19 protein-coding genes are annotated in these 20,028 nt (G+C 66.4%); 9 read left to right on the top strand and 10 right to left on the bottom strand.

The annotated features are described in order from the left end of the window. Window positions 1–102 precede the first annotated feature (102 nt). Both CAL26_RS10735 and CAL26_RS10730 read left to right on the top strand, forming a co-directional pair. On the top strand, window positions 103–1,143 hold the full coding sequence (locus CAL26_RS10735) for a Bug family tripartite tricarboxylate transporter substrate binding protein (protein ID WP_094846837.1): 1,041 nt from the start codon (window positions 103–105) through the stop codon (window positions 1,141–1,143). Beyond that, a complete protein-coding gene (locus tag CAL26_RS10730; protein WP_094846836.1) occupies window positions 1,140–2,498 on the top strand; it encodes an MmgE/PrpD family protein in 1,359 nt (452 codons plus the stop codon). Before CAL26_RS10735 ends, CAL26_RS10730 begins: the two co-directional genes overlap by 4 nt. 91 nt (window positions 2,499–2,589) lie before the next feature. Here CAL26_RS10730 and CAL26_RS10725 read toward each other — a convergent pair whose 3' ends face one another. Further along, entirely contained in the window at window positions 2,590–3,522 is a 933-nt protein-coding gene (locus CAL26_RS10725) for a LysR substrate-binding domain-containing protein (RefSeq protein ID WP_094846835.1), read from the bottom strand. Window positions 3,523–3,655: 133 nt separating this feature from the next. Here CAL26_RS10725 and CAL26_RS10720 point away from each other — a divergent pair, with 133 nt between their 5' ends. The 6 genes from CAL26_RS10720 to CAL26_RS10695 all read left to right on the top strand — a co-directional run bounded on the left by CAL26_RS10720 (window position 3,656) and on the right by CAL26_RS10695 (window position 10,208). Then, entirely contained in the window at window positions 3,656–4,687 is a 1,032-nt protein-coding gene (locus CAL26_RS10720) for a Bug family tripartite tricarboxylate transporter substrate binding protein (protein ID WP_256988300.1), read from the top strand. A 20-nt stretch (window positions 4,688–4,707) separates the two neighbouring features. Further along, on the top strand, window positions 4,708–6,423 hold the full coding sequence (locus CAL26_RS10715) for a rhodanese-like domain-containing protein (RefSeq protein WP_179283321.1): 1,716 nt from the start codon (window positions 4,708–4,710) through the stop codon (window positions 6,421–6,423). Between the two features lie 27 nt (window positions 6,424–6,450). After that, on the top strand, window positions 6,451–7,155 hold the full coding sequence (locus tag CAL26_RS10710) for a dienelactone hydrolase family protein (protein WP_094846833.1): 705 nt from the start codon (window positions 6,451–6,453) through the stop codon (window positions 7,153–7,155). A 21-nt stretch (window positions 7,156–7,176) separates the two neighbouring features. Next, a complete protein-coding gene (locus CAL26_RS10705; RefSeq protein WP_094846832.1) occupies window positions 7,177–7,998 on the top strand; it encodes a LysR family transcriptional regulator in 822 nt (273 codons plus the stop codon). A gap of 152 nt (window positions 7,999–8,150) precedes the next feature. After that, a complete protein-coding gene (locus CAL26_RS10700; protein WP_094846831.1) occupies window positions 8,151–9,173 on the top strand; it encodes a Bug family tripartite tricarboxylate transporter substrate binding protein in 1,023 nt (340 codons plus the stop codon). A gap of 96 nt (window positions 9,174–9,269) precedes the next feature. Further along, a complete protein-coding gene (locus CAL26_RS10695; protein ID WP_094846830.1) occupies window positions 9,270–10,208 on the top strand; it encodes a succinylglutamate desuccinylase/aspartoacylase domain-containing protein in 939 nt (312 codons plus the stop codon). A gap of 48 nt (window positions 10,209–10,256) precedes the next feature. Here the strand turns inward: CAL26_RS10695 and CAL26_RS10690 are convergent, their stop codons facing one another. Further along, entirely contained in the window at window positions 10,257–10,865 is a 609-nt protein-coding gene (locus CAL26_RS10690) for a cysteine dioxygenase family protein (protein ID WP_094846829.1), read from the bottom strand. A gap of 238 nt (window positions 10,866–11,103) precedes the next feature. Here CAL26_RS10690 and CAL26_RS10685 point away from each other — a divergent pair, with 238 nt between their 5' ends. Then, window positions 11,104–12,546, top strand: coding sequence for an alpha/beta fold hydrolase (locus CAL26_RS10685; protein WP_094846828.1), 1,443 nt, complete (start codon window positions 11,104–11,106; stop codon window positions 12,544–12,546). Between the two features lie 88 nt (window positions 12,547–12,634). Here CAL26_RS10685 and CAL26_RS10680 read toward each other — a convergent pair whose 3' ends face one another. The 8 genes from CAL26_RS10680 to CAL26_RS10645 form a co-directional block, all read right to left on the bottom strand. After that, complete coding sequence (locus CAL26_RS10680; protein WP_094846827.1) at window positions 12,635–13,636, bottom strand: Bug family tripartite tricarboxylate transporter substrate binding protein; 1,002 nt, start codon at window positions 13,634–13,636, stop codon at window positions 12,635–12,637. A gap of 131 nt (window positions 13,637–13,767) precedes the next feature. Further along, a complete protein-coding gene (locus CAL26_RS10675) occupies window positions 13,768–14,625 on the bottom strand; it encodes an SDR family NAD(P)-dependent oxidoreductase (protein WP_218831528.1) in 858 nt (285 codons plus the stop codon). Between the two features lies 1 nt (window position 14,626). Then, window positions 14,627–15,700: an ABC transporter substrate-binding protein gene (locus CAL26_RS10670; RefSeq protein WP_094846826.1), complete on the bottom strand. Its 1,074-nt coding sequence runs from the start codon at window positions 15,698–15,700 to the stop codon at window positions 14,627–14,629. Between the two features lie 21 nt (window positions 15,701–15,721). After that, window positions 15,722–16,585 (bottom strand): ABC transporter permease, encoded by an 864-nt coding sequence (locus CAL26_RS10665; protein ID WP_218831527.1) that lies wholly within the window; start codon window positions 16,583–16,585, stop codon window positions 15,722–15,724. Continuing rightward, window positions 16,578–17,447, bottom strand: a complete 870-nt coding sequence (locus CAL26_RS10660) for an ABC transporter ATP-binding protein (RefSeq protein WP_256988298.1) — start codon at window positions 17,445–17,447, stop codon at window positions 16,578–16,580. Before CAL26_RS10660 ends, CAL26_RS10665 begins: the two co-directional genes overlap by 8 nt. Before the next feature lie 38 nt (window positions 17,448–17,485). Then, window positions 17,486–18,163 carry an SDR family NAD(P)-dependent oxidoreductase gene (locus CAL26_RS10655; RefSeq protein ID WP_094846824.1) on the bottom strand — a complete coding sequence of 226 codons (678 nt, stop codon included), beginning with the start codon at window positions 18,161–18,163 and terminating at the stop codon, window positions 17,486–17,488. Window positions 18,164–18,166: 3 nt separating this feature from the next. After that, a complete protein-coding gene (locus CAL26_RS10650) occupies window positions 18,167–19,108 on the bottom strand; it encodes a dihydrodipicolinate synthase family protein (RefSeq protein ID WP_094846823.1) in 942 nt (313 codons plus the stop codon). Window positions 19,109–19,171: 63 nt separating this feature from the next. Next, window positions 19,172–20,002, bottom strand: coding sequence for an IclR family transcriptional regulator (locus CAL26_RS10645; protein WP_094846822.1), 831 nt, complete (start codon window positions 20,000–20,002; stop codon window positions 19,172–19,174). Window positions 20,003–20,028 lie beyond the last annotated feature (26 nt).

The raw sequence follows: 20,028 nt of genomic DNA, 5'->3' as shown, positions 1-20,028 counted from the left end.
CCTGGGCTATATTCTTTAATAAACAATTATTATCCCTTTCGCGGCCGGTTTGCTATTTTTCCATGCGGTGGATATTCAAAAAACATACCCCGTGGAGACAACATGAAGCTAGCCGTCAAAGTGGCTTGGGCCATCACATCGGCGCTGTGCGCGACCGCCTTCGCCGCGCATGCATACGCCGCGAATGCCGGCGCCAGCGCCCCGGCCCCGCAAACGGCGCCGGGCGCTGCGGGTGCTGCGGGCGATTACCCGGCCAAGCCGATCACGCTGGTCGTCCCCTTCCCGCCCGGCGGCCTGGCCGACCTGGTCGCCCGTCCGCTGGCCACCAGGCTGGGGGCCGCGCTCAAGCAATCCGTCATCGTCGAAAACCGCGGCGGCGCCTCCGGCACCATAGGCACGGCCCACGTGGCGAACTCGGCGCCCGACGGCTACACCCTGCTGTTCGCGACGGCCAATGAGATCGCCGTCTGCCCTGTGCTCTACCAGAACCTGCCGTACGACACCTACCAATCGTTCACGCCCATCGCGCAGGTCGTCGACTTTCCGGCCGTGCTCGTCACGCCGCAGTCCAATCAGGAAGACTTTGCGCAGCTGGTCAAGCGTGCGCGCGCCAAGCCCGGGACGCTGGCGTTCGCCTCGTCCGGCGCCGGCAGCACCAACCACCTGACGGCCGAAGTCTTCCGCAAATCGGAAGGCCTGAACATCATCAATGTGCATTACAAGGGCGGCGGCCCCGCCATGGCCGACGTCGCGGGCGGCCACGTCGACGCCATGTTCGCCACGCTGCCGTCGGCGCTGCCGCTGATCCGCGCGGGCAAGCTGCGCGCCCTGGCGACCACCGGGGCCACGCGCTCGACGGTCCTGCCCGACGTCCCCACGCTCCTGGACCTGGGCGTCAAGCAAGGCGACGTCACCGTCTGGGCCGGCGTCCTCGGACCCGCGGGAATGCCGTCCGACATCACGCAGCGCTTGAATGCCGAGATCGGGAAAATCGTCAACGATCCGGAGTTCCAGTCCTTCCTGCGGCAGAATGGCGCGGAGCCGCTCTATTCGACGACCGCGCAATTCGGCAAGAACGTGCGTGCCTATCGGGATTTCTGGGAGCCCATCATCAAGACCGCGGGCATTTCGGTGAATCAATGACTTCCATGACGCTCATCGAGAAGTTCGCCGCGTTCGCCGCCGACACGGATCCCGCGCGCATCCCCGCCACGGCGCTGGACCAGGCCCGGCAATGCCTGGTCGACTGGTTCGCCGTCGGCACTGGCGCGGCGAACCTGGCGGAAGCGGCGGCGGTGGCCCGCGCCTTGCAGGCACGGCAAGCGCCGCGCGGCGACGCGGCCACCTTGCTGACCGGCGGGCAAACCAGCGCCGCCGACGCCGCGCTGGGCAATGGCATGCTGTCGCACATCCTCGATTTCGACGACACCCATGTGCCGTCGATCCTGCATGGCAGCGGCCCCATCTGGGCCGCCCTGCTCGCCGTGGGAGAAGTCCATCGCATACCGGAAGACCGCCTGCTCGCGGCCTTCGTGATCGGATTCCAGGCCGGCACCCGCCTGGGCAGCCACGGCCTGGGCGAACGGCTGACGCGCCAGGGCTGGCACGCCACGCCGACCCTGGGGCGTATCGCCGCGGCCACCGCGATATCGCACGCGCGCGGCTTCGACCGCGTCAAGGCCGCGCACGCGATAGCCCTGGCGGCGTCGCAGGCGACCGGATACACCCGCTCGTTCGGAACGATGGCGAAACCGCTGAACGCCGGGCGGGCGGCAGCCGACGCGGTGCTGGCGGCGGATCTGGCCGAGGCCGCCGTGCAGGGACCGCTCGACATCCTGGACGGGTCCGACGGGCTGCTGCAGACCATGCTGCAGGATCGCGAGCTGACGCTGGATCCTATGGCGCGGGATCTGCTCGATCCGCCCTGGGAAGTGGCCAGGAACAGTTTCAAGCCCTATGCGTCCTGCCAGCTGACGCACGGCGCCATCGACGCGGCTCGCGCGCTATCCAGCCGCGTCGCGCCCGGGCATATACGCCGCATCCAGGCATACACCCATCCGCTCGCCATCAGGATCGCGGGGCGCGACAGCGCACACACGCCCACCGAAGCGAAATTCAGCCTGCGCTTCTGCATCGCACTGGGACTGAGCGGACACGCCTGCACCATGAAGGATTTCGGCGATGCGCGGATTGCCGATGCCGCCTTGCAGGCCCTGGCCGCCCGCGTCGAGCTATTCCCCGACGAAAGCGCGACGCGGACCTCCGCGCGGCTGGTGGTGGTCGATGACGATGGCGGCGAATTCAGCGAGTCGGTGGCCCACGCGTTCGGCAGCATCGAAAATCCGATGGGATGGGAACCCCTGGAGCGCAAGTTCTTCGAACTGGTCCAGGACAGGTTCACCGCGGAGCAGTCCCGTGCCTTGTTCGATACGCTGTCGCGCTTCGGCCAGCCCGGCGGCCTGGCGGCGTGCATGCGGCGGGTGGCCGCCGCCGGCTAGCCGGCAGGGCGCGCCACGCCGCGGCGCCTACGCTCGCGGCCGGCCGATGACGTCACGCGGCCGGCATGGCGGATGGCTCCCGGCCGGCCGTTCAGCGCCGGGGCCGGCGCGCGGCCAGCGCGCGTTCCACGACGTCGCGCGTCACCTGCGGCGCCAGCGTTTCCATGAACGAATAGGCATATCGCCGCAGATGATGCTTGCGGCTGACCGCCACATACGTCGTGCTGGACGGAAAGATGTGGCTCACGGCGATGGCCTTCAGCCCGGGATCGCGCGCCGGATCGAACACCAGGTCGGGCACCACCGCCACGCCCAGCCCATGCTCCACATAGGCCTTGACCACATCGGCATTGGTGGCCCGCAGCAGCGCCGGGCCCGGCGGCGGAATCTGCGCCAGGGTGCGCATCAAGGTTTCCGCCGTCTGTGAAGGCTCATACAGCACGATGGGATGCTGCACGATGTCCTGCAGGCCGACCTTGCGCTTGCGCAGCAGCGGGTGGCCGGTGTTCACCAGCAGGATGCGCTGGTAGGTCTGGAAGGGGATGTACACCAGGTCGGCGCCGCCGTCATTGCACTGGCTCAGTATCCCGATGTCGGCCGACCCCGCCACCAGCGCGTCCTGGATCGCGCGGCCGCTTTCGGGGCGGATGCTGATATGCACGTCCGGATAGCCCTCGCGGAATCGCTGCAGCACGGCGGGCAGCCTGAACCTGGCCTGCGTATGGCTGGCGGCGATGACCAGCGTCCCGCTGTTGTCCAGCTGCTGTTCCCCGCCGATGGCCTTGATCTCGTTGACTTCGGTCAGGATGCGCTGGGCGCGCTCGATGACCTTCTGGCCGTCGGGCGTGACGCCCACCAGCCGGCGGCGCTGCCGCTGGAAGATCGTCAGCCCGAGCTCGTCTTCCAGCAGCTTGATCTGCGTGCTGATGTTGGGCTGCGAGGTATGCAGGACCTCGGCGGCCTTCGAGATCTTGAGCGCGTGCCTGGACACTTCGCAGATGTACCGAAGCTGCTGGATGTTCATCGTCTCCCACCGTCTTATAAGTTTTCCTGATTTTATTTCATAAATGCATATTATTTAAAACCATTATGCCGATGCTAGGATGCCCCGGACAATAAAAAGGACTCGAGTCCTGGAACACGGAGGAAGACTCATCGTGCAACGTATCGTTCGCCATACCCTGGCCACCCTGCATGCCGCGTCGCATGCAACGGTGCGTACCACCCTGCGCGCCATGCTGGCCGTGCCGGCCCTGCTCTGCGCGGCCGGCGGCACGGCGGTGGCGGGCGGCTATCCCAGCGGCCCCGTCAGCGTGGTGGTCCCATTCAGCCCCGGCGGCGGCAGCGACAGCGTCGCGCGCCTGATCAGCGCCAGGCTGGGCGCGAAGCTGCACCAGAGCTTCATCGTCGAAAACAAACCCGGCGGCTCGACCAACCCCGCCAACGAGTATGTCATACGCGCCGCGCCGGACGGGCAGAAACTCCTGCTGGGCCAGGTCACCCTGTCGATCAACCCATCCCTGATGCCCAACCTGCCCTATGCGCCGCTGCGCGACCTGGCGCCGGTGGCGCACATCGGCGATACGCCCGTGATCCTGGTCACCTCTCCGCAATTCCCGCCCACCGATCTTCCTACGCTGATGGACTATGTGCGCAAGCACCCCGGCAAGATCAATTTCGCGTCGGGCGGCGTGGGCACCTCCGTCCACCTGGCCGGCGAGCTGTTCAAGCTGCGCACGGGACTGGAGATGGCGCACATCCCGTATCGCGGCAGCTCGCAGATGGTGACCGACCTGATTGGCGGCCAGGTGCAGATGATCTTCAACACGGCTTCGTCCGTGGTACCGATGATCAAGGCCGGCAAGCTACGCGCGATTGCGGTATCCGGCGCCCACCGCCTGAAGGAACTGCCCGACGTCCCCACGTTCACGGAAGCCGGCCTGGACAACTTCGACGCGCCGTCCTGGTACGGGCTGATGGCGCCGAAGGACACGCCCGATGCCATCGTGCGCCTGCTCAATACCGCCGTCGATGAAATCCTGCGCGAACCCGACGTCCGCGAATCGCTGTCGCAGATCGGCGTCGAGCCGGCGGGCGGTACGCCGGCGGACTTCGCCCATTACCTGCGGGAACAGCAGGCGATGTGGGCCAAGGTCATCAAGGCTTCCCACATCCAGACCGAACCATGACCATCGAGGACTATTCCAGCATGCCCCTCTCCCCTCCCGAACAGGAACCGCCGCGCGCCCCGTCCGTGTCCGCGGCCGAGCTTAAAGCGATGTTGAGCGACGGCCATGAACTGGCCGTGGTGGACGTCAGCGAAGAAGGCCAATTCGGCATGGGGCACATGCTGCTGGCGGTGAATATCCCCTACAGCCTGCTCGAGCTGCAGGCGCCCACCCTGGTGCCGCGCAAGACATGCCGCGTGGTCGTGGTGGACCACGGCGGCGGGATCGCCGCGCGCGCCGCGCGCCGCCTGCGGACCATGGGCTACACCGACGTCTCCGTCCTGGACGGCGGCATCGCCGCCTGGGAACAGGCCGGACACCAGATCTTCCAGGGCACCTACGTGGCCAGCAAGGCCTTCGGCGAATGGGTGGAGCACCACTTCCACACGCCCAGCATCGGCCCGGAAGAACTGGCGGCGCTGCTGGATCGGCAGGCGGACATCCGCGTGCTGGATCCCCGCACCGTCAACGAGCACGCGGCCAACCACGTGCCGCGCGCGGTCAGTTGCCCAAGCGCCGAGCTGATCTATCGCTTCGACGACCTGGTCCCCTCGCCCGACACCATGGTGGTGGTGGCATGCGGCGGCCGCACGCGCGGGATCATCGGCGCCCAATCGCTCATCAATGCCGGCGTGCCCAATCGCGTGGTCGCGCTCGCCGACGGCAACCACGGCTGGAAGCTGGCCGGGCTGCCGCTGGAAGCCGGCCTGCTGCAGGGATACGAATCGCCCACGCCGGAAAACCGGCGGCGCGCCGACGAGCGGGCCGCGCGAATCCGCCGCGAACATCACATCACGCAGCTGGACCACTCTACCGTCCGGCAATGGCTCGCCGATCCCGATCGCACGACCTTGCTGCTCGACGTGCGCACCGCCGAGGAATACCACGCCGGCCATTACGAAGGCGCGCGCCATGCGCCCGGCGGTCAGCTCCTGCAGGCCACCGATCGATGGCTGGGCACGCTGGGCGCGCGGATCGTCGTGATAGACACGGACGGCACCCGCTCGGCCGTGGTCTGCCACTGGCTGCGCTGCATGAACTGGGACGCGTACACCCTGGTCTACGAAGCCGGCGCCGGCCAGGCCAGCGAGCCCGACACCGCCGCCCAGGCACTGGCCAACGCCGGCGCGAAGAGCGCCGACGAAGCCGCCCGCGTCACGGTGGAACCGGTGGAAAGGCCCGACGGCCACGCGATCGGGGCGGGCACGGACGCCGCGCGCATCGACCCGCGCGAAGCGTACGCGGCCATGCGCCAGGGCGCCATCGCGATCAGTTTCGATCGCAGCGCCGATTACCTGCAGGCTCACCCGGCGGGCGCGCTGTGGGCCAGCCGCGCCGCACTGGACACCGTCGCGGAACTGCTGCGGCAGGGTCGCGCGCTGGTCCTGTTTTCCCGGGATGGCCGCGCCGCCGAACTCGCCGCCATGGATCTGCGGGAGCTCGCGTCCGACCCGGACAGGCAGGTCAAGGTGGTCCGCGGCGGCACCCAGGCGTGGCAGGATGCCGGCCATGCCATCGCCAGCAAGGACGAAGAAGCGCTGCCGCAGGAAGCCCGCATCGATACCCTGTATTGGATGCACGACCGGCGCAGAGGCAACAAGGAAGCCATGCAGCGCTACCTGAACTGGGAAAAAGGACTGCTCGCCCAATTGGAGCGGGACGGCTATACATTCACGATGCCGGCTTCGACGCGATAACGGCACACGCCAGAAGGAACATTACGCATGGCAAGCTTCATCGATATTCCCGCGCGGGACGGCGGGACCTTCCAAGGATGGCAGGTCGAACCGGAGAACTGGACAGCGGGCTCGCACGGGGCCGTGATCTTCCTGGCCGAAGCCTACAACGTCAACGACTGGGCGCGCGCGACCGCGCAACAATACGCCGACGCCGGCTTCCTGGTGCTGGCGCCCGACCTGTACTGGCGCCAGGCCCCGGGGACCTACCTGGAGTACACGCCGGCATCGCAGCAGGTGTGCCGCGCGCTGTACGCCAGGATGGACTTCGACGCCGCCGTGCAGGATACGGTCAGCTGCATGGAACACATCCGGCGCCATCCGGCCAGCAATGGCCGGGTCGGGCTGATCGGCTACTGCCTGGGCGGGAAGATCGCCTTCCTGACCGCCGCGCGCGACACGCCGGACGCCGCCATCGGCTACTACAGCATCGACCTGGACGACTATTTCGACGAGACGCCCGCCATCAAGGGCGCGGCGGCCTTTCACTTCGGCGCCCTGGACCAGCGCGTGCCGGTGCGCTATGCCGACCAGATGCGCGAGCGCAAGCGCGATGGCCAGGATCTGGAGATTCTGGTATATCCCAAGGCTGGGCATGGATTCGCCCGCGCGGGCCAACCGCCCTACGAACCCGAATCCGCCGAGCAAGCGAACCAGCATACCTTGGCGCTGTTGCGGCGGGCCTTGTCCTGACTGGGAAAACTATCGCCTCCGATGCCGGACCTGAAACTCCTGGAAGACCTGATCGCGCTGGCGCGCACCGGTAGCTTCGTCAGGGCCGCGGAGGCCCGGCACGTCACCCATCCCGCCTTTGGGCGCCGTATCCGGGCGCTCGAGGCCTGGGCGGGCACGCCCCTGATCCACCGGGGACAGCAGCCCGCGACGCTGACCCCGGAAGGCGAAGCGCTGCTGAAGACGGCCGTGCAGGTGGTCGAAAACATGAGCGCGGCGCGCGAGCGCATGCGCGGCTCGCGCGCGGGCGGCGACGCGGTATTGCGCATCGCCGCCGGGCGGAGCCTGGCCAGGACGCTGGTCACCGACTGGATCGCGCGCCTGCGCCATCGCGCCCCCAAGGTGCTTGCCGTGGGGACGCGGGTCGATATATCGACGGGCCGGATGGAGGACGTCGGCACCCGGTTGGAACAGGGCAAGGTGGACATGCTGTGCTGCTATGAGCATCCCGCCATGTCCGTGTCGCTCAGTCCGCAGCGCTACCGCTACATGACTTTCGCGACCGACAAGCTCGTGCCGGTGTCGCAGGTGGACCTGCGCGGCAACGCGCGCCATACCCTGCGCGAAGGCGGCCCGCCCACGCCGCTGATCGACTACGCCGGCGGGCTGGCGATGGCGCGCATCCTGGGCGTGGCCTGGCTGCCCTGGTCCCTGGTGGTCGCCGATTGCCGGCGCGGCGCGCTGACCGCGCTGGGCGGCCGCGGCGACGAGGTCGCCTTCGAAGTCCGCCTGTATCGGCCAAGGGCCCGCATGTCCGAGCTTGCCGAGGCGGCCTGGGCGGCGACCACCCGCCGTTTTTCCTGAGTCCTCCAGGGCCGCTCTTGGTGCGAATGCCCTGATCTAAACAGCACGGCTCGGTGCCGTTTCGGCACGGCCGGCTTACGATCGGACCCGACAATAGCCCTTGTTTCCAAGAGGCGGCGCAGCCGCCCAACCTGTCTCAAGGGAGAAGACCAATGAACGTCATCGCACGCCGGCGCCGCTGCCGGCCCTACATCGCGCACGCCTTGCGCAACACACTCGCCTGCCTGTGCGCGGCCGCCGCGCTCGCCGCATCCCCCATCGCCTTTGCCGCGGAATACCCTGCACGCACCCTCTCTCTGGTCGTGGGCTATCCCGCCGGCGGCAGCGTCGACCTGACCGCACGGCTGCTGGGCGAGGAGCTGGCGAAGCGGCTGGGCCAATCGGTCGTCGTCGAAAACCTGGGCGGCGCCGGCGGCACGATAGGCGCCCAGCGGGTGGCGCGCGCCGCACCGGACGGCTATACGCTGCTTCTGGGCGCCACCAACGAGATGGTCATCGCCCGCATGATCAATACTTCGGTGCAATACGACGGCGCGACCGACTTCACCCCGGTGGGCCTGGTCGCTTCACAGCCGATGGTGCTGGCCGCCAGCGCCAAATCCGGCGTCAAGACCGCCGCCGACTATTTGCGCAAGGTGAAAAGCGCGGCGCCCGGCACCTACAACTTCGGATCGTCGGGGGTGGGCACGGCCTTGCACCTCGCGGGCGAGATGATCAACCAGTCCACCCATACGGAGGTCGGACATGTGCCGTACCGCGGCGTGTCGCCCATGGTGACCGACCTGATGAGCGGGCAGCTGGATTTCGGGATCCTGGTCCTGTCGTCCGCCCTGCCCCAAGTGCGCGCCGGCAAGATCGCCGCCGTGGGCCTGACCGAGACCAGGCCTTCGGCGACCGCGCCGGAGATTGCGCCGCTCGCCGCCACGCCGGGTTTCGAGTCCGTCGACGTCAACGTCTGGTTTGGCCTGTACGGTCCGGCGGGGTTGCCGCAGCCGGTGGTGGCCAAGCTGCGCGCCGCTTTGAAAGACACGCTGCAGTCCGGCTCGTTCCAGGCCAGGATGCGCGACGCCGGCGCCGAAGTGGCGCAGGCTGACGTGGATCTCGCGGCCTATCAGGCCGCGGAAACCACCAAGTACGGCGCGCTGGTAAAGGCCGCGCACATCGAGGCCCAATAGCGCACCGTAGCGCCAGAAAGCAACCCATAGCACCCGTGGCGCCGGGCTGCGCATCGCTCCGCGCAGCCCGGCCGCCGCCGCCAGAAGGACAGTTCCATGGATTTCCGACTACCCATTCCCGACCTGACGCGCGAACGCGTCGGCAACACCGGAACGGCGGGCGTATGGCATTTCGATTCGGGCCGGCCGGGCCGCGCGCTCATGGTGTCGGCCCTGCTGCACGGCAATGAACTCTGCGGCGCCTGGGCGCTCAAGGACCTGCTCGCCTCCGGCTTGCGGCCACGGCGCGGCAGCCTGATCCTGGCGTTCTGCAATCTTGAAGCCTTCGATCGTTTCGATCCCGACCGCCACGACGCCTCGCGCTTCGTGGAAGAAGACATGAACAGGGTGTGGCACGCCGATCGCCTGGATCGCCCGCAGACCGCCGATTGCCGACGCGCGGCGGTCCTGCGTCCCTGGGTCGAACGCGCCGACTGGCTGCTGGACCTGCATTCGATGCACGAACCGAGCGCGCCGCTCCTGCTGACCGGTATCCTGCCGCGCAACATCGCGCTGGCGGGAGCGCTGAAGGCGCCGGCGCACGTCATCGTCGACGCCGGCCACAAGGACGGCGTGCGCATGCGCGACTACGCGCGGTTCGGCGACGCCACGCGTGAGGACGCCTGCGCGTTGCTGATCGAATGCGGCTTCCATGGCGACCTTGCCTCGCGCGATGTCGCGAAAGACATGGTGGCGCGCATGCTCGCGGCGTCCGGCATCGTCGACGAGGACGACATTCCCGCAGGATGGCGGATGCCCGATCCGCCGGCCCAGCGGGTGCTGCAAGTCACCGACGCCGTCGTCGCGCAATCCATGGATTTCCGCTTCGAACGGCCCTGGCAGTGCCTGGACACCTTGCCGGATCGCGGCACGGTGCTCTGTTGGACGGACGGCGTACCGGTCGTGACGCCCTACGACCGCTGCACGCTGATCATGCCCTCGCTGCTGCAGTTGAAGCCAGGGGTCACCGTGATGCGGCTCGCCCGGGATATCTAACGCCTCGGATGCGCCCGGCCCCGGACGCCCGTCATGGCGGGTCGGATGTCAGGCGTCGCGGCCGACGGTGGGCCGCATGAAGTTCTTGTTGTAGTTCGACACCTTGCCGGTCTCCAGGTCGTAGCCCAGCCGGTCCGTCAGGGTTTCCAACGGCTGGCCATACAGGTGAAAGTGCCGCACCGTCTGGTTGCCGTCCACATGAATGCTGTGGATGTCCCTGGGCAAGAAGTTGATCGGCGATCCGGGCTTCACCACGTATTCGCGCACCTTTTCCAGGCGGGCCTGCTCGGGATTGCTGCCGTCGTCCACGCGCTGGTAGATGCGGTTCAGCTCTTCGCCGCTGACGGCGACGATCACCGCCCAGGTGCCGTGGTCGTGCGGCTTGGTGTCCTTGCCCGGGATGATGACGTTCAGGTAGAGCGTCATGCCCTCTTCGGATTCCTGCCCCAGCAGGTAGCGCGAGGACGTCGCGCCGGATTCCTCGGTGGGCGCCGGGAATTCTTCCACCGGAAAGAGCTCCGCCCGCTGCGCCAGCGTTTGCAGGCGCCGGCTGACTTTTTCCAGCGTGGCGCGGTCGGGCTGGCCGTCTCCCAGGATGCCTTGGAGCTCAGCCATGGTCTCCTTCACGAGCGCCTGCCGTTCGGTTTTGAGAGTCATTTTCTTGGTCCTTGAGTTAACGACGCGATCACATCCCGGTCTGTGCGGGTTGCGCCGGCGTGATGAGACGGTAACAAGCAGCCTCGGCAAATCATAGTATTTTTAGATTAATGATTATTGGGAAAACCTATACGGCGGGAAACCGGCATACTCATGCTACCCGGCGGGCGGCGGCGAAAAATCAGCGCGTCCCGGCTACGAACGCATAGCCTGCCACGGGAATCGAGGAGATGTGTACATGGTCACCCATCGCTGCACCCGTCTCGCCCTGTTGCTCATCATCGCGTCGCTGCTGGCCGCCTGCACCGCCAACAGTCCCCGGCGCTACGCCGCCGACTGCAGTCAGGCTCCCCTGAGTCGTCCCGCGTCGGCGTCGCCCATCGAAACCGTCGCGGCGTCCTCCGCCCAGGACAGCTACGTGCTCGGCTTTGTCGAGCTCGACGACCAAGGCCACTTGTACTGCCGCAACCAGATGAACGACGTCGTCGGCCGCTTACGGACTGAAGCGGCGCAGCGCGACGTGCTCATGGTGGTGTTCGTGCATGGCTGGCGGCACGACGACAAACCGGACGATGAAAACCTCAAGACGTTCCGGGTGCTATTGGACGGGCTCGTCGCAGACGAACACGCCCTGGCCGATAGCGAACGCGCGCCCAGGCGCGTGGTAGGGGTCTATGTGGCGTGGAGAGGCATGTCTCTCACGCCTCCCGGCCTGCAATACCTGACATTCTGGGACAGGAAGAATACCGCCGCGACGATAGGCCACGGCGACGTCACGGAAGTACTGACCCGCCTGGAGCAGGTCAAGCGGGAAAAGGACGATCGCGTCGGACAAGATAGCGCGACGCGTCTGGTCATCATCGGCCACAGCTTTGGCGGCTTGATCGTCCACACCGCCCTTTCCCAGATCATGGTGTCGCGCTTCGTCCGGACCGGCGGCCCTCCGGTGCAATATGGCGGGCCGGCCCGGCCGCCGACCGAACCTGAGCCAGGCGACGATGACGAGATCCAGGTCCAGGGCTTCGGCAGCCTGGTGGTGCTGATCAACCCAGCCTTCGAAGCCCAGTTATTCTCGTCGCTGAGCGACATATCCGCCGAGCACGCCCACTACGCCCGTGACCAGGCACCGCTGATGGCCGTGATGACTTCCGAAGCCGATTCCGCGACCGGCATCCTCTTCCCTATGGGCCGCCGGGTGTCGACGCTCTTCGAAAACACGCGAACGATGACCCGCTGGAATGCGACCACCGGGCAACTCGAATCGATCAATGAAAGCGAAGCGATCATCACCAGCGTCGGGCATTTCCTTCCGTATCGGACCCACAGGCTCTACCCCCGCCCCGACCGCCCCGAGCGCAAGCCGGACCCGGCCAACCGCGAACTAAGAGCCGAATCGATGATGGACGCCTCAAGGCTGCGTGACACCGTATCCGCCGCCGAAGGCTGGACGGGGGACTCCCCCGGCAGCAAGATTTCCTTTCGAGACGTGGTCCTGGAAAGAACGGAGAACTCGGCAGGCCGCAACCCCTATCTCGTCATCAATGTCGACAAAAGACTGATCGCCAGCCACGGCGATCTGGGAAACCCGGGCATACGGAGCTTCATCAAGGACCTCGTCCTGATCTCCACCGTGCCGCCACCGGAAAAGAAACGTCTGTTCCTGCGATTCAATGCGATGTAACGGCGAAGGCCACAGGCGCCCGCCCATGGCCAGCCAGCGCGCGAACGTCCGAGCCAGCCATCACCCCTGACGGTGGAAGGAAGCCGTTTCAATGCAATGGCTTGATATTCCGCGCCCGAAGCACTGCCGTCCACTGCTCGGTTTCCTGCGAGATCCATTCCTCGAACGCCGAAGGCGTGTTGGGTTGCGGTGGCAGATCGTAGATCAACTGCGCCATCGCCGCACGTAGACCGGGATGCATCATCGCCACATTGATCGATTGGTTGAGTTTCTGGATCGCAGACGAAGGCGTACCCTTCGGCGCCATCAGGCCGAACCACGCGCCGGAAGTCAGGCTGGGAAAACCCGCTTCGGCGATGGTCGGAACGTCGGGCAACGTGCTCACCCGCGTACCCGACATGACGGCGATCGGCCTGAGCTTCCCGGCCTGGATCTGGGCCAAGGTACCCGATACGTTGGTGACCTGCATATCCACCCTGCCAGCGGCTACGTCCTTCAACGCCTGCGCCGATCCCTGATAGGGAATATGCAGCATGGCCGTGTCCGTTTCCTGCTGCAGCAGCTCGCAGAGCAAATGCGGCGTCGATCCTATCCCGCTCGACGCGCATGTCATGGCACCTGGGTAAGCCCTGGCCAGCTGCACAAGGTCACGCACGGAGGCGATGGGCGCATCCGCGCTGACCACCATCACATACGGTGCCGTCGCGACCAGGCCGATGGGAACCAGGTCACGCGCGAAGTCATAATCCATCTTTGCGTACATGACGCTGTGCGTCGTATTCGGCCGGGCGCTGAGGAATATCGTGTACCCGTCCGGCATTGACCGCGCCACGGATTGCGCGCCGATATTGCCCGCCGCACCGGGCTTGTAGTCAACAAGCAATCGCTGTCCCAACTCCCTTTCCAGGTAATCGGCGAGAACACGCACGAGTGTGTCCGGCGTACCTCCCGGTGGATACCCCACCACCAGCGTGACGGGCCGCCTGGGATACTCCGTACTGATTTCATCACCGCCGGCCATCGCGCCCCACGGCGCGGCCGTGCTCAACAAGGCCAAAGCGAGAATGTCTTTTCTACACAGGACGCGCATCTCAACTCCGTTTCAGTGTTCGCTGCACTCACCTGCCCGGGACAACGTCCGGGTCAGGCGCGCTCTGTAACGGAGATCAGCGCGCTTGTTCCGCTGCTACGGGACAGTCGCCGAGCTTGCGGCCATTTGTATTACGACGTCCACGCCTGCTGAAACGCCCGCCGCATCCACGCGACACCCGACGTACTCAGCCCGCCATCCACCGCCAGTTCGGCGCCGGTCATGAAAGAGGCCTGCCGCGATGCCAGGAACACGATGGTCTGCGCGACTTCCCTTGGGCTGGCCTCGCGTCCCATCGGAATCGCGTGGCGGTTGGCTTCGATATGACCGGGCGGCGCGGCGTCGGTCAGGGCGGTGGCGATCGTGGCGGGATGGACGGAGTTGACCCGGATGCCGCGCGCCACGAGCTCCAGAGAGGCCGCCTTGGTCAGCCCGCGCAAGGCCCATTTGCTGGTGGTGTATGACGCATCGGTATGCGCGATCAGGCCTGCCGTGGACGACACATTGACGATCGCGCTGCCGCCCCCGTCCGGCATCAGCGGCGCCATGGTGCGCATGCCCAGGAAAGCGCCGGTCACGTTGACCGCCAGCACCTGGTTCCAGCGATCCAGCGGCGTCGCCAGGCCGCCCCGCACGATGATGCCCGCATTGTTCACCAGCACATCGAGCCGCCCATAACGGGATCGCACCTGATCCGCCACGGCCAGCCAATCGGCTTCGCTGGAGACATCCAGCACGGCCGCGCTAACGTCGTATCCGTCGGCGGACAGCCGGGCCGCCTGCGCGTCCAGGTCTGGCGAGATATCGGCCAGCATGACACGCGCGCCGACTTCAGCAAAGGCGCGCGCCGTGGCGGCGCCCAGGCCGGAGGCGGCGCCGGTGACCAGCACGGCCTTTCCCCTCAACCCCAGGATCTCGTCGACGTCCTGATGCCCTGCCAGGACATCGCCGGCGCCACGGCGCGTCCTATCGTCCGCGATAGACGCCATCTCAACCCTGGTACGACTTCGCCATGGCCTGGATCTTGGCCACGTCGAACTTGTTGATGTCGTCGATCAAGGAATTCGTATAGAAAGTCTTGAAGTCCTTGATGTTCAGCTGATTGAGCTCGGCCTCCTGCTGGAACTCCGTCTCGTTGATCGCGCCCATCTTCGTGTTCGGATAAGGCGGGTTGTACAGCTTGATCCGCCGGCTGATCGCGTTCAGGATCGATTTCACGGCCTCGGCCTTGCCGCTCCCGCGCGGCGCCGCTTCCGGATACATGGCCAGAAACGCGCGAGCGCCCGCGTCCGGATCGGCCAGGATGAACTGCGACGCCTTGCAGACCGACCGCCCATAGCCGACCAGCATGTCGCGCTGCGAATTGAACGTCTCCTTGCGGGCCATCAGGAACTGGCCGCCCACCATGGGCAGCTTGTCCGGACGCGGCAGGAAGGTGATCGCGATACCGGCTGCCTCGATCTGGCCGAACCCGGTGTCGTAATAGGACAGCGCGTCGATCGCGCCGCGTTCCAGGGCCACCCCCGCCGGCACGCCATTGCCGACCGCGACGAACTTCACATCCTTCTCCGGGTCGATGCCCAGGCTCTTCAGCACGTTCTTGGTGACCGGATAATCGGTGGCCGCGAAATCCGACACGCCTATCTTCTTGCCCTTCAGGTCCTGATAAGACTTGATGTCGGAGCCCGGCTTGACGACGATGTCCCACTTGTACGGATAGGTGTACTCGTAGTAATTCATCGAGGTGTTCCATTCCCCCTTCGCCAACAGCGGCAGGCCGAAGGACGGCACCCCGATGCCGATATCGACATCGCCGCGGTCCACCGCCACCTGCACGTTGGAATTCCCGCCCAGCGCCTGCGGCCGGATCGTCAGTCCTTCTTCCTTGTTGAAGCCGAGTACTTCACCGATGACGCAATTGATGACGTTCGGCGCCATCGCCTTCTGGCCGATACCGAAGCGCACCGGCTTGAGCTCGGCGGCCAGCAGGCGCTTCGGCGCCAGGGCCAGCGCCGCGCCAAAGGCGCTAGTGGCCAGCATCCACTCCCTGCGTGTGATCTGCATATTGTCTCCTCCTTGTTTTCGTTAACGATCGGCGCGGCGCGCCCAATGAACCACCCGGCGTTCGATGCGGTTGACCGCGCCGTGCAGCAGCACCCCCATCACGCCGAGGATGATCAGCAGCGCGAACACGCCCGCCACATCCGATACCGACTGCGCCTGCGTGATGGCGACACCCATGCCTTGTTGCGCGCCCAGGAATTCCGCGACGATCGCGCCCAACAGCGCATAGACCACCGCCATGTCCAGGCCCGCGAAAATAAAGGGCGCGGCGTTGGGCAGCTTGACGATGCGGTAGATCTCGAAACGCGTGGCGGACAGCGAACGCATCAGGTCGATGCGCTCCGGCTCGGTCGCGCGCAGTCCGGTGAAGCTGTTGATCAGCAGCGGAAAGAAGGCCAGCAGCGCGGCGATGGCGATCTTGCTGCTATCCCCGAAACCCAGCCAGATCACGATCAGCGGCGCGATCGCGACTTTCGGCAGGCTCTGCAACGCGAAGGCGTAGGGCATGACCAGCTTTTCGACCACCTTGCTTTCCGCCATCAAAGAGCCGAGCACCAGACCCGTGACCGAACCGATCAGGAATCCCAAGGCGGCATTGCTCAAGGTGCTCCAGAGCGGGCGATAGAAGCCCGTGGCGCTGGTCGGATCGACGGCCAGGCCCGCCCACAGCGCATGCAGCACCTTCATGGGGTCGGGCAGGATATACGAGGGCACGTGCAGAAAGCGCACGCTCAGAAACCACAGCGCGATCAGCATCACGAAGCCCGCAAGCGCGATCGCCGAGCCGTCGACGGATCGTTTCACGCGCCGGGTTTTCGTCCGCGCCGGATTCGCCGCGGCTGACTTGGCCGTGGCCGACATGGGTTGCAAGGCAGCGTTACTCATGGGTGCTCTCCTGCTCGTTCAACAACGCCCTTATTTCGCGCGCCAGCCGCGCATACTCCGGATGGCTGACGATGGAATCGAAGGTCCGGGGACGCGGAATGGGAATCTCGATCTCGCGCAGCACCCGCCCGGGCCGCGCGGACATCACCACCACGCGATCGGCCAGGAAGATCGCCTCCGAAATACTGTGCGTGATGAGGACGACGGTCTTTGCATTGGCCTGCCAGATACGCTGCAGCTCGGCGTTCATGCGCTCGCGCGTCAGGGCATCGAGCGCGCCGAAGGGCTCGTCCATGAGCAGGATCCGGGGATCGCGGGCCAGTGCGCGGCAGATGCCCGCGCGCTGCTGCATGCCGCCCGATAGCTCATAGGGGTAGCGGTCGCCGAAGTCCTTCAGGCCGGCGATCGCCAGCAGGTCCGTGATCCGCTGCTCGGCCGATTCTCGCCGGCCGCCCACGCGCAGCGGCAAGGCGACGTTCTCGCGCACCGTGATCCACGGCAGCAGATTGGCGGCCTGGAAAACCACGCCGACATCGCCCGACGGGCCGGCGACCTCCATACCGTTCAGCGTAAGGCTGCCATCGTCATAAGTATCGAGCCCGGCAAGCATGCGCAACAGCGTGCTTTTGCCGCAACCCGACGGACCGACGATGCAGACGAACTCGCCATCGGTAATGGACAGGTCGACGTTGTCGACCGCGTGCACCGCATCGCCCGACGCGGTCGTATAGGTCTTCGAAACGTTCTGGATACGTATCAACTCGGTAAGCCCGGTACGCGGGGCAGCGGCGGCGTCCACCATTTTCAGCGGGGACGTGTTCGCCGCGGACATCGATGGCGCGACGGCCAGGGTATTTCTCATATTCGTTCTCCTCCAGCATTCATCGTGCGGGCAGGCGGCTATAGCGAAGCGCCCGCGCAGATCACGATGTTCTGACCAGTGATGCCGCCGGCGGCCGGCGACAGCAGGAATCCCACGGCGCCCGCGACTTCGTCGGCCTCGATGTATCGCCCCATCGGGGGCAGCACGGGTGGCGCCTTGGCGCGCGCGGGGTCGTCCAGCATGGCCGTCCGCGTCGCCGCCGGCGAGACCACGTTCACCGTGATCCCGCGCTCGACGACCTCCAGGGCCCAGGAGCGGGCCATGCCCGTCAGCGCGGACTTGCACGCGGCATACTCGCTGCGCCCCGCCGCCCCGTTGGCCGTGCGGCTGCCGATCAGCACCACCCTGCCCTCGTCCGGCATGCCGGGCAACAGCACGTCCGCCATCGCCTGCGCGGCCAGTACGTGCACACGCCACATCTCCAGGCTGGCGTCCGGGTCCAGCGAACCGAGCGGCGCCGTCTTCATGTGGCCGGCGCAGTGGACCATCGCATGGACACCGTCCAGGGCCGACAACGCCTTCTTCAATGCCCCCAGGTCGCACAGGTCGCAGGCCTCGGCGCGGAAGGCATCGTGGCGCAGCGTCGATGGCGTCAGATCCAGGCCCGTCACCGTCCAGCCGTCCGCCAGCAGGCGACGCGCGGTCGCCAGCCCGATGCCGGAGCTGGTGCCGGAGACCACGGCGTGCTTGTCCATGGCTCAGGCCGCCGACTTCTTGAGCAGGTTGGCGTGGCGCAGGGCCTCTTCGATCACCTGCAGTTCCTGCTTGCTGGGCGCATGCGTCGGCGGCCGCACGGTACCGTCGGCGATGATCCCGGCCATGGCCATGGCGGCTTTCATCCGGCCATGGGCTTCGCCTGTCGGTTCGCCGCTGCCATAGACCGCGTCCTTCAGGGGCGTGATCAGGCTTTGCACGTGCATGGCTTCCTTCAGGTCGCCCTTCTTTACTGCGAGCAGCAGGTCGTGGATCAGGCCGGGCACCAGCGATGCGAAACCCACCAGGGCGCCGTCTATCCCCTGCACCATGGACGCGAGCAGATACTCGTCATGGCAGGTCAACAAGGCCTTGGACGAGTCGGCTTCGCGGATCGCCTTGATGTCGCGCGCGTACTTGTTCATTTCGCGCTCACCCATCTTGAAGGCAGCCACATGGGGCATGCGCGCCAGTTCCGCCAGCAGGTCCGTCGAATAGGAGCCGCGCGTCCAGGCCGGATAGATGTGCACGATCAGGGGCAGCCGGGTCGCTTCGCCGATCGCATTGAAGTAGTCCAGGCAATGCTCGGGCTTGAAGCCGAAGCGCAGCCAGTGATGCGGCGGCATGATGTCCAGCACGTCGGCGCCCGCTTCTTTCGCCCAGCCGGCCTGTTCGACCGCGTCGTTGATGCCTTCGCACACCACCGAGGACACCACCGGGCAGATGCCTTTCACGGCCTCGGCGGTGATCCGCGTGACCTGCGCGCGCTCGCGCGGCGTCAGCGAGAAGACCTCGCCGGTGTGGCCGTTGGTCATCAGGGCGGAAATGCCGGGCTGCTTGCCCAACCACTGCGCGAACTGGCGCAGATTGGGTTCGTTGATGCTGTAGTCCTTGTTGAAAGGCACCGCGATGGCGGGGATGATGCCTTGATAGTCGATCTTTGCCAAAGTTGTCTCCGTGCGTGGATGGACTACGCCTGTGTGGCGTAATGGTCTTTGTGATGGAAGGCGTCAGCCGCCCGCCAGGCGGTGCGGCGCGAAACTTCCGGTGGTGGTCAGGGCTTTCGACAATTCATTCGCGGCCTGCACGACGGGCTGCGCCGTCGAGTCCACGAAGTCCTTCAGCGTCGTCCGGATGGCCGGCGCGGCGACGCTCAACGCCGCCACGGGCACGCCATCCTGGTCGAAGACGGGGGCGGCCACGACATACAGGCCGGACACGGTTTCCTGGTCGGAGACCGCATAGCCAAGCTTGCGTATCGCGTCCAACCGCGCGAGCAAGGTATCCATGTCGGTGATGGTGGTGGCGGTCAGCGCCTTCAACGGCCGCGCCTGCAGCACTTCCTTGCGCGTGTCGTCGTCCGACCACGCCAGGATGGCCTGGCCTACCGCGCTGGAGTAGGCAGGAACGCGGCTGCCGATGCGGATATCGACGGCCAGCCGCGTCAGCCCCGCCTGCACCCGCTCCGCATACATGACTTCGGCCCCGTCGAGCACGCCGACCGACGCGGCCTCGTTCACCTCGCCCACCAGGCTGCGCAGGATGGGCCGGGCGCGGGCGCGCAAGTCGGATCGGGCAATGGCATGGAAGCCCAGGTCCAGCACCTTCAGCGACAGGCGGAACTTGCGCGTGCCTTCGACCCGTTGCACGTAGCCGATGGCGACGAGGGTGTTCAGGAAGCGAAAGGCTGTCGCGTTGTCCACGCCCGCCCGCCGGGCCACGTCCGCCATGGTCAGCTCGGGCTCCTGCGCGGTGAACGCCTCCAGCACACGAAAACCCTTCGCCAGCGATTGCACCAGGTTCTTGGCTTCGACGGGCTCGGGCTTGTCCTGCAACGACATTCTTGTCTCCATAAGTTCGGAATACG

The organism is Bordetella genomosp. 9, assembly GCF_002261425.1.
Classification (GTDB): domain Bacteria; phylum Pseudomonadota; class Gammaproteobacteria; order Burkholderiales; family Burkholderiaceae_B; genus Bordetella_C.
This window is presented reverse-complemented; position numbering and strand designations above follow the sequence as displayed.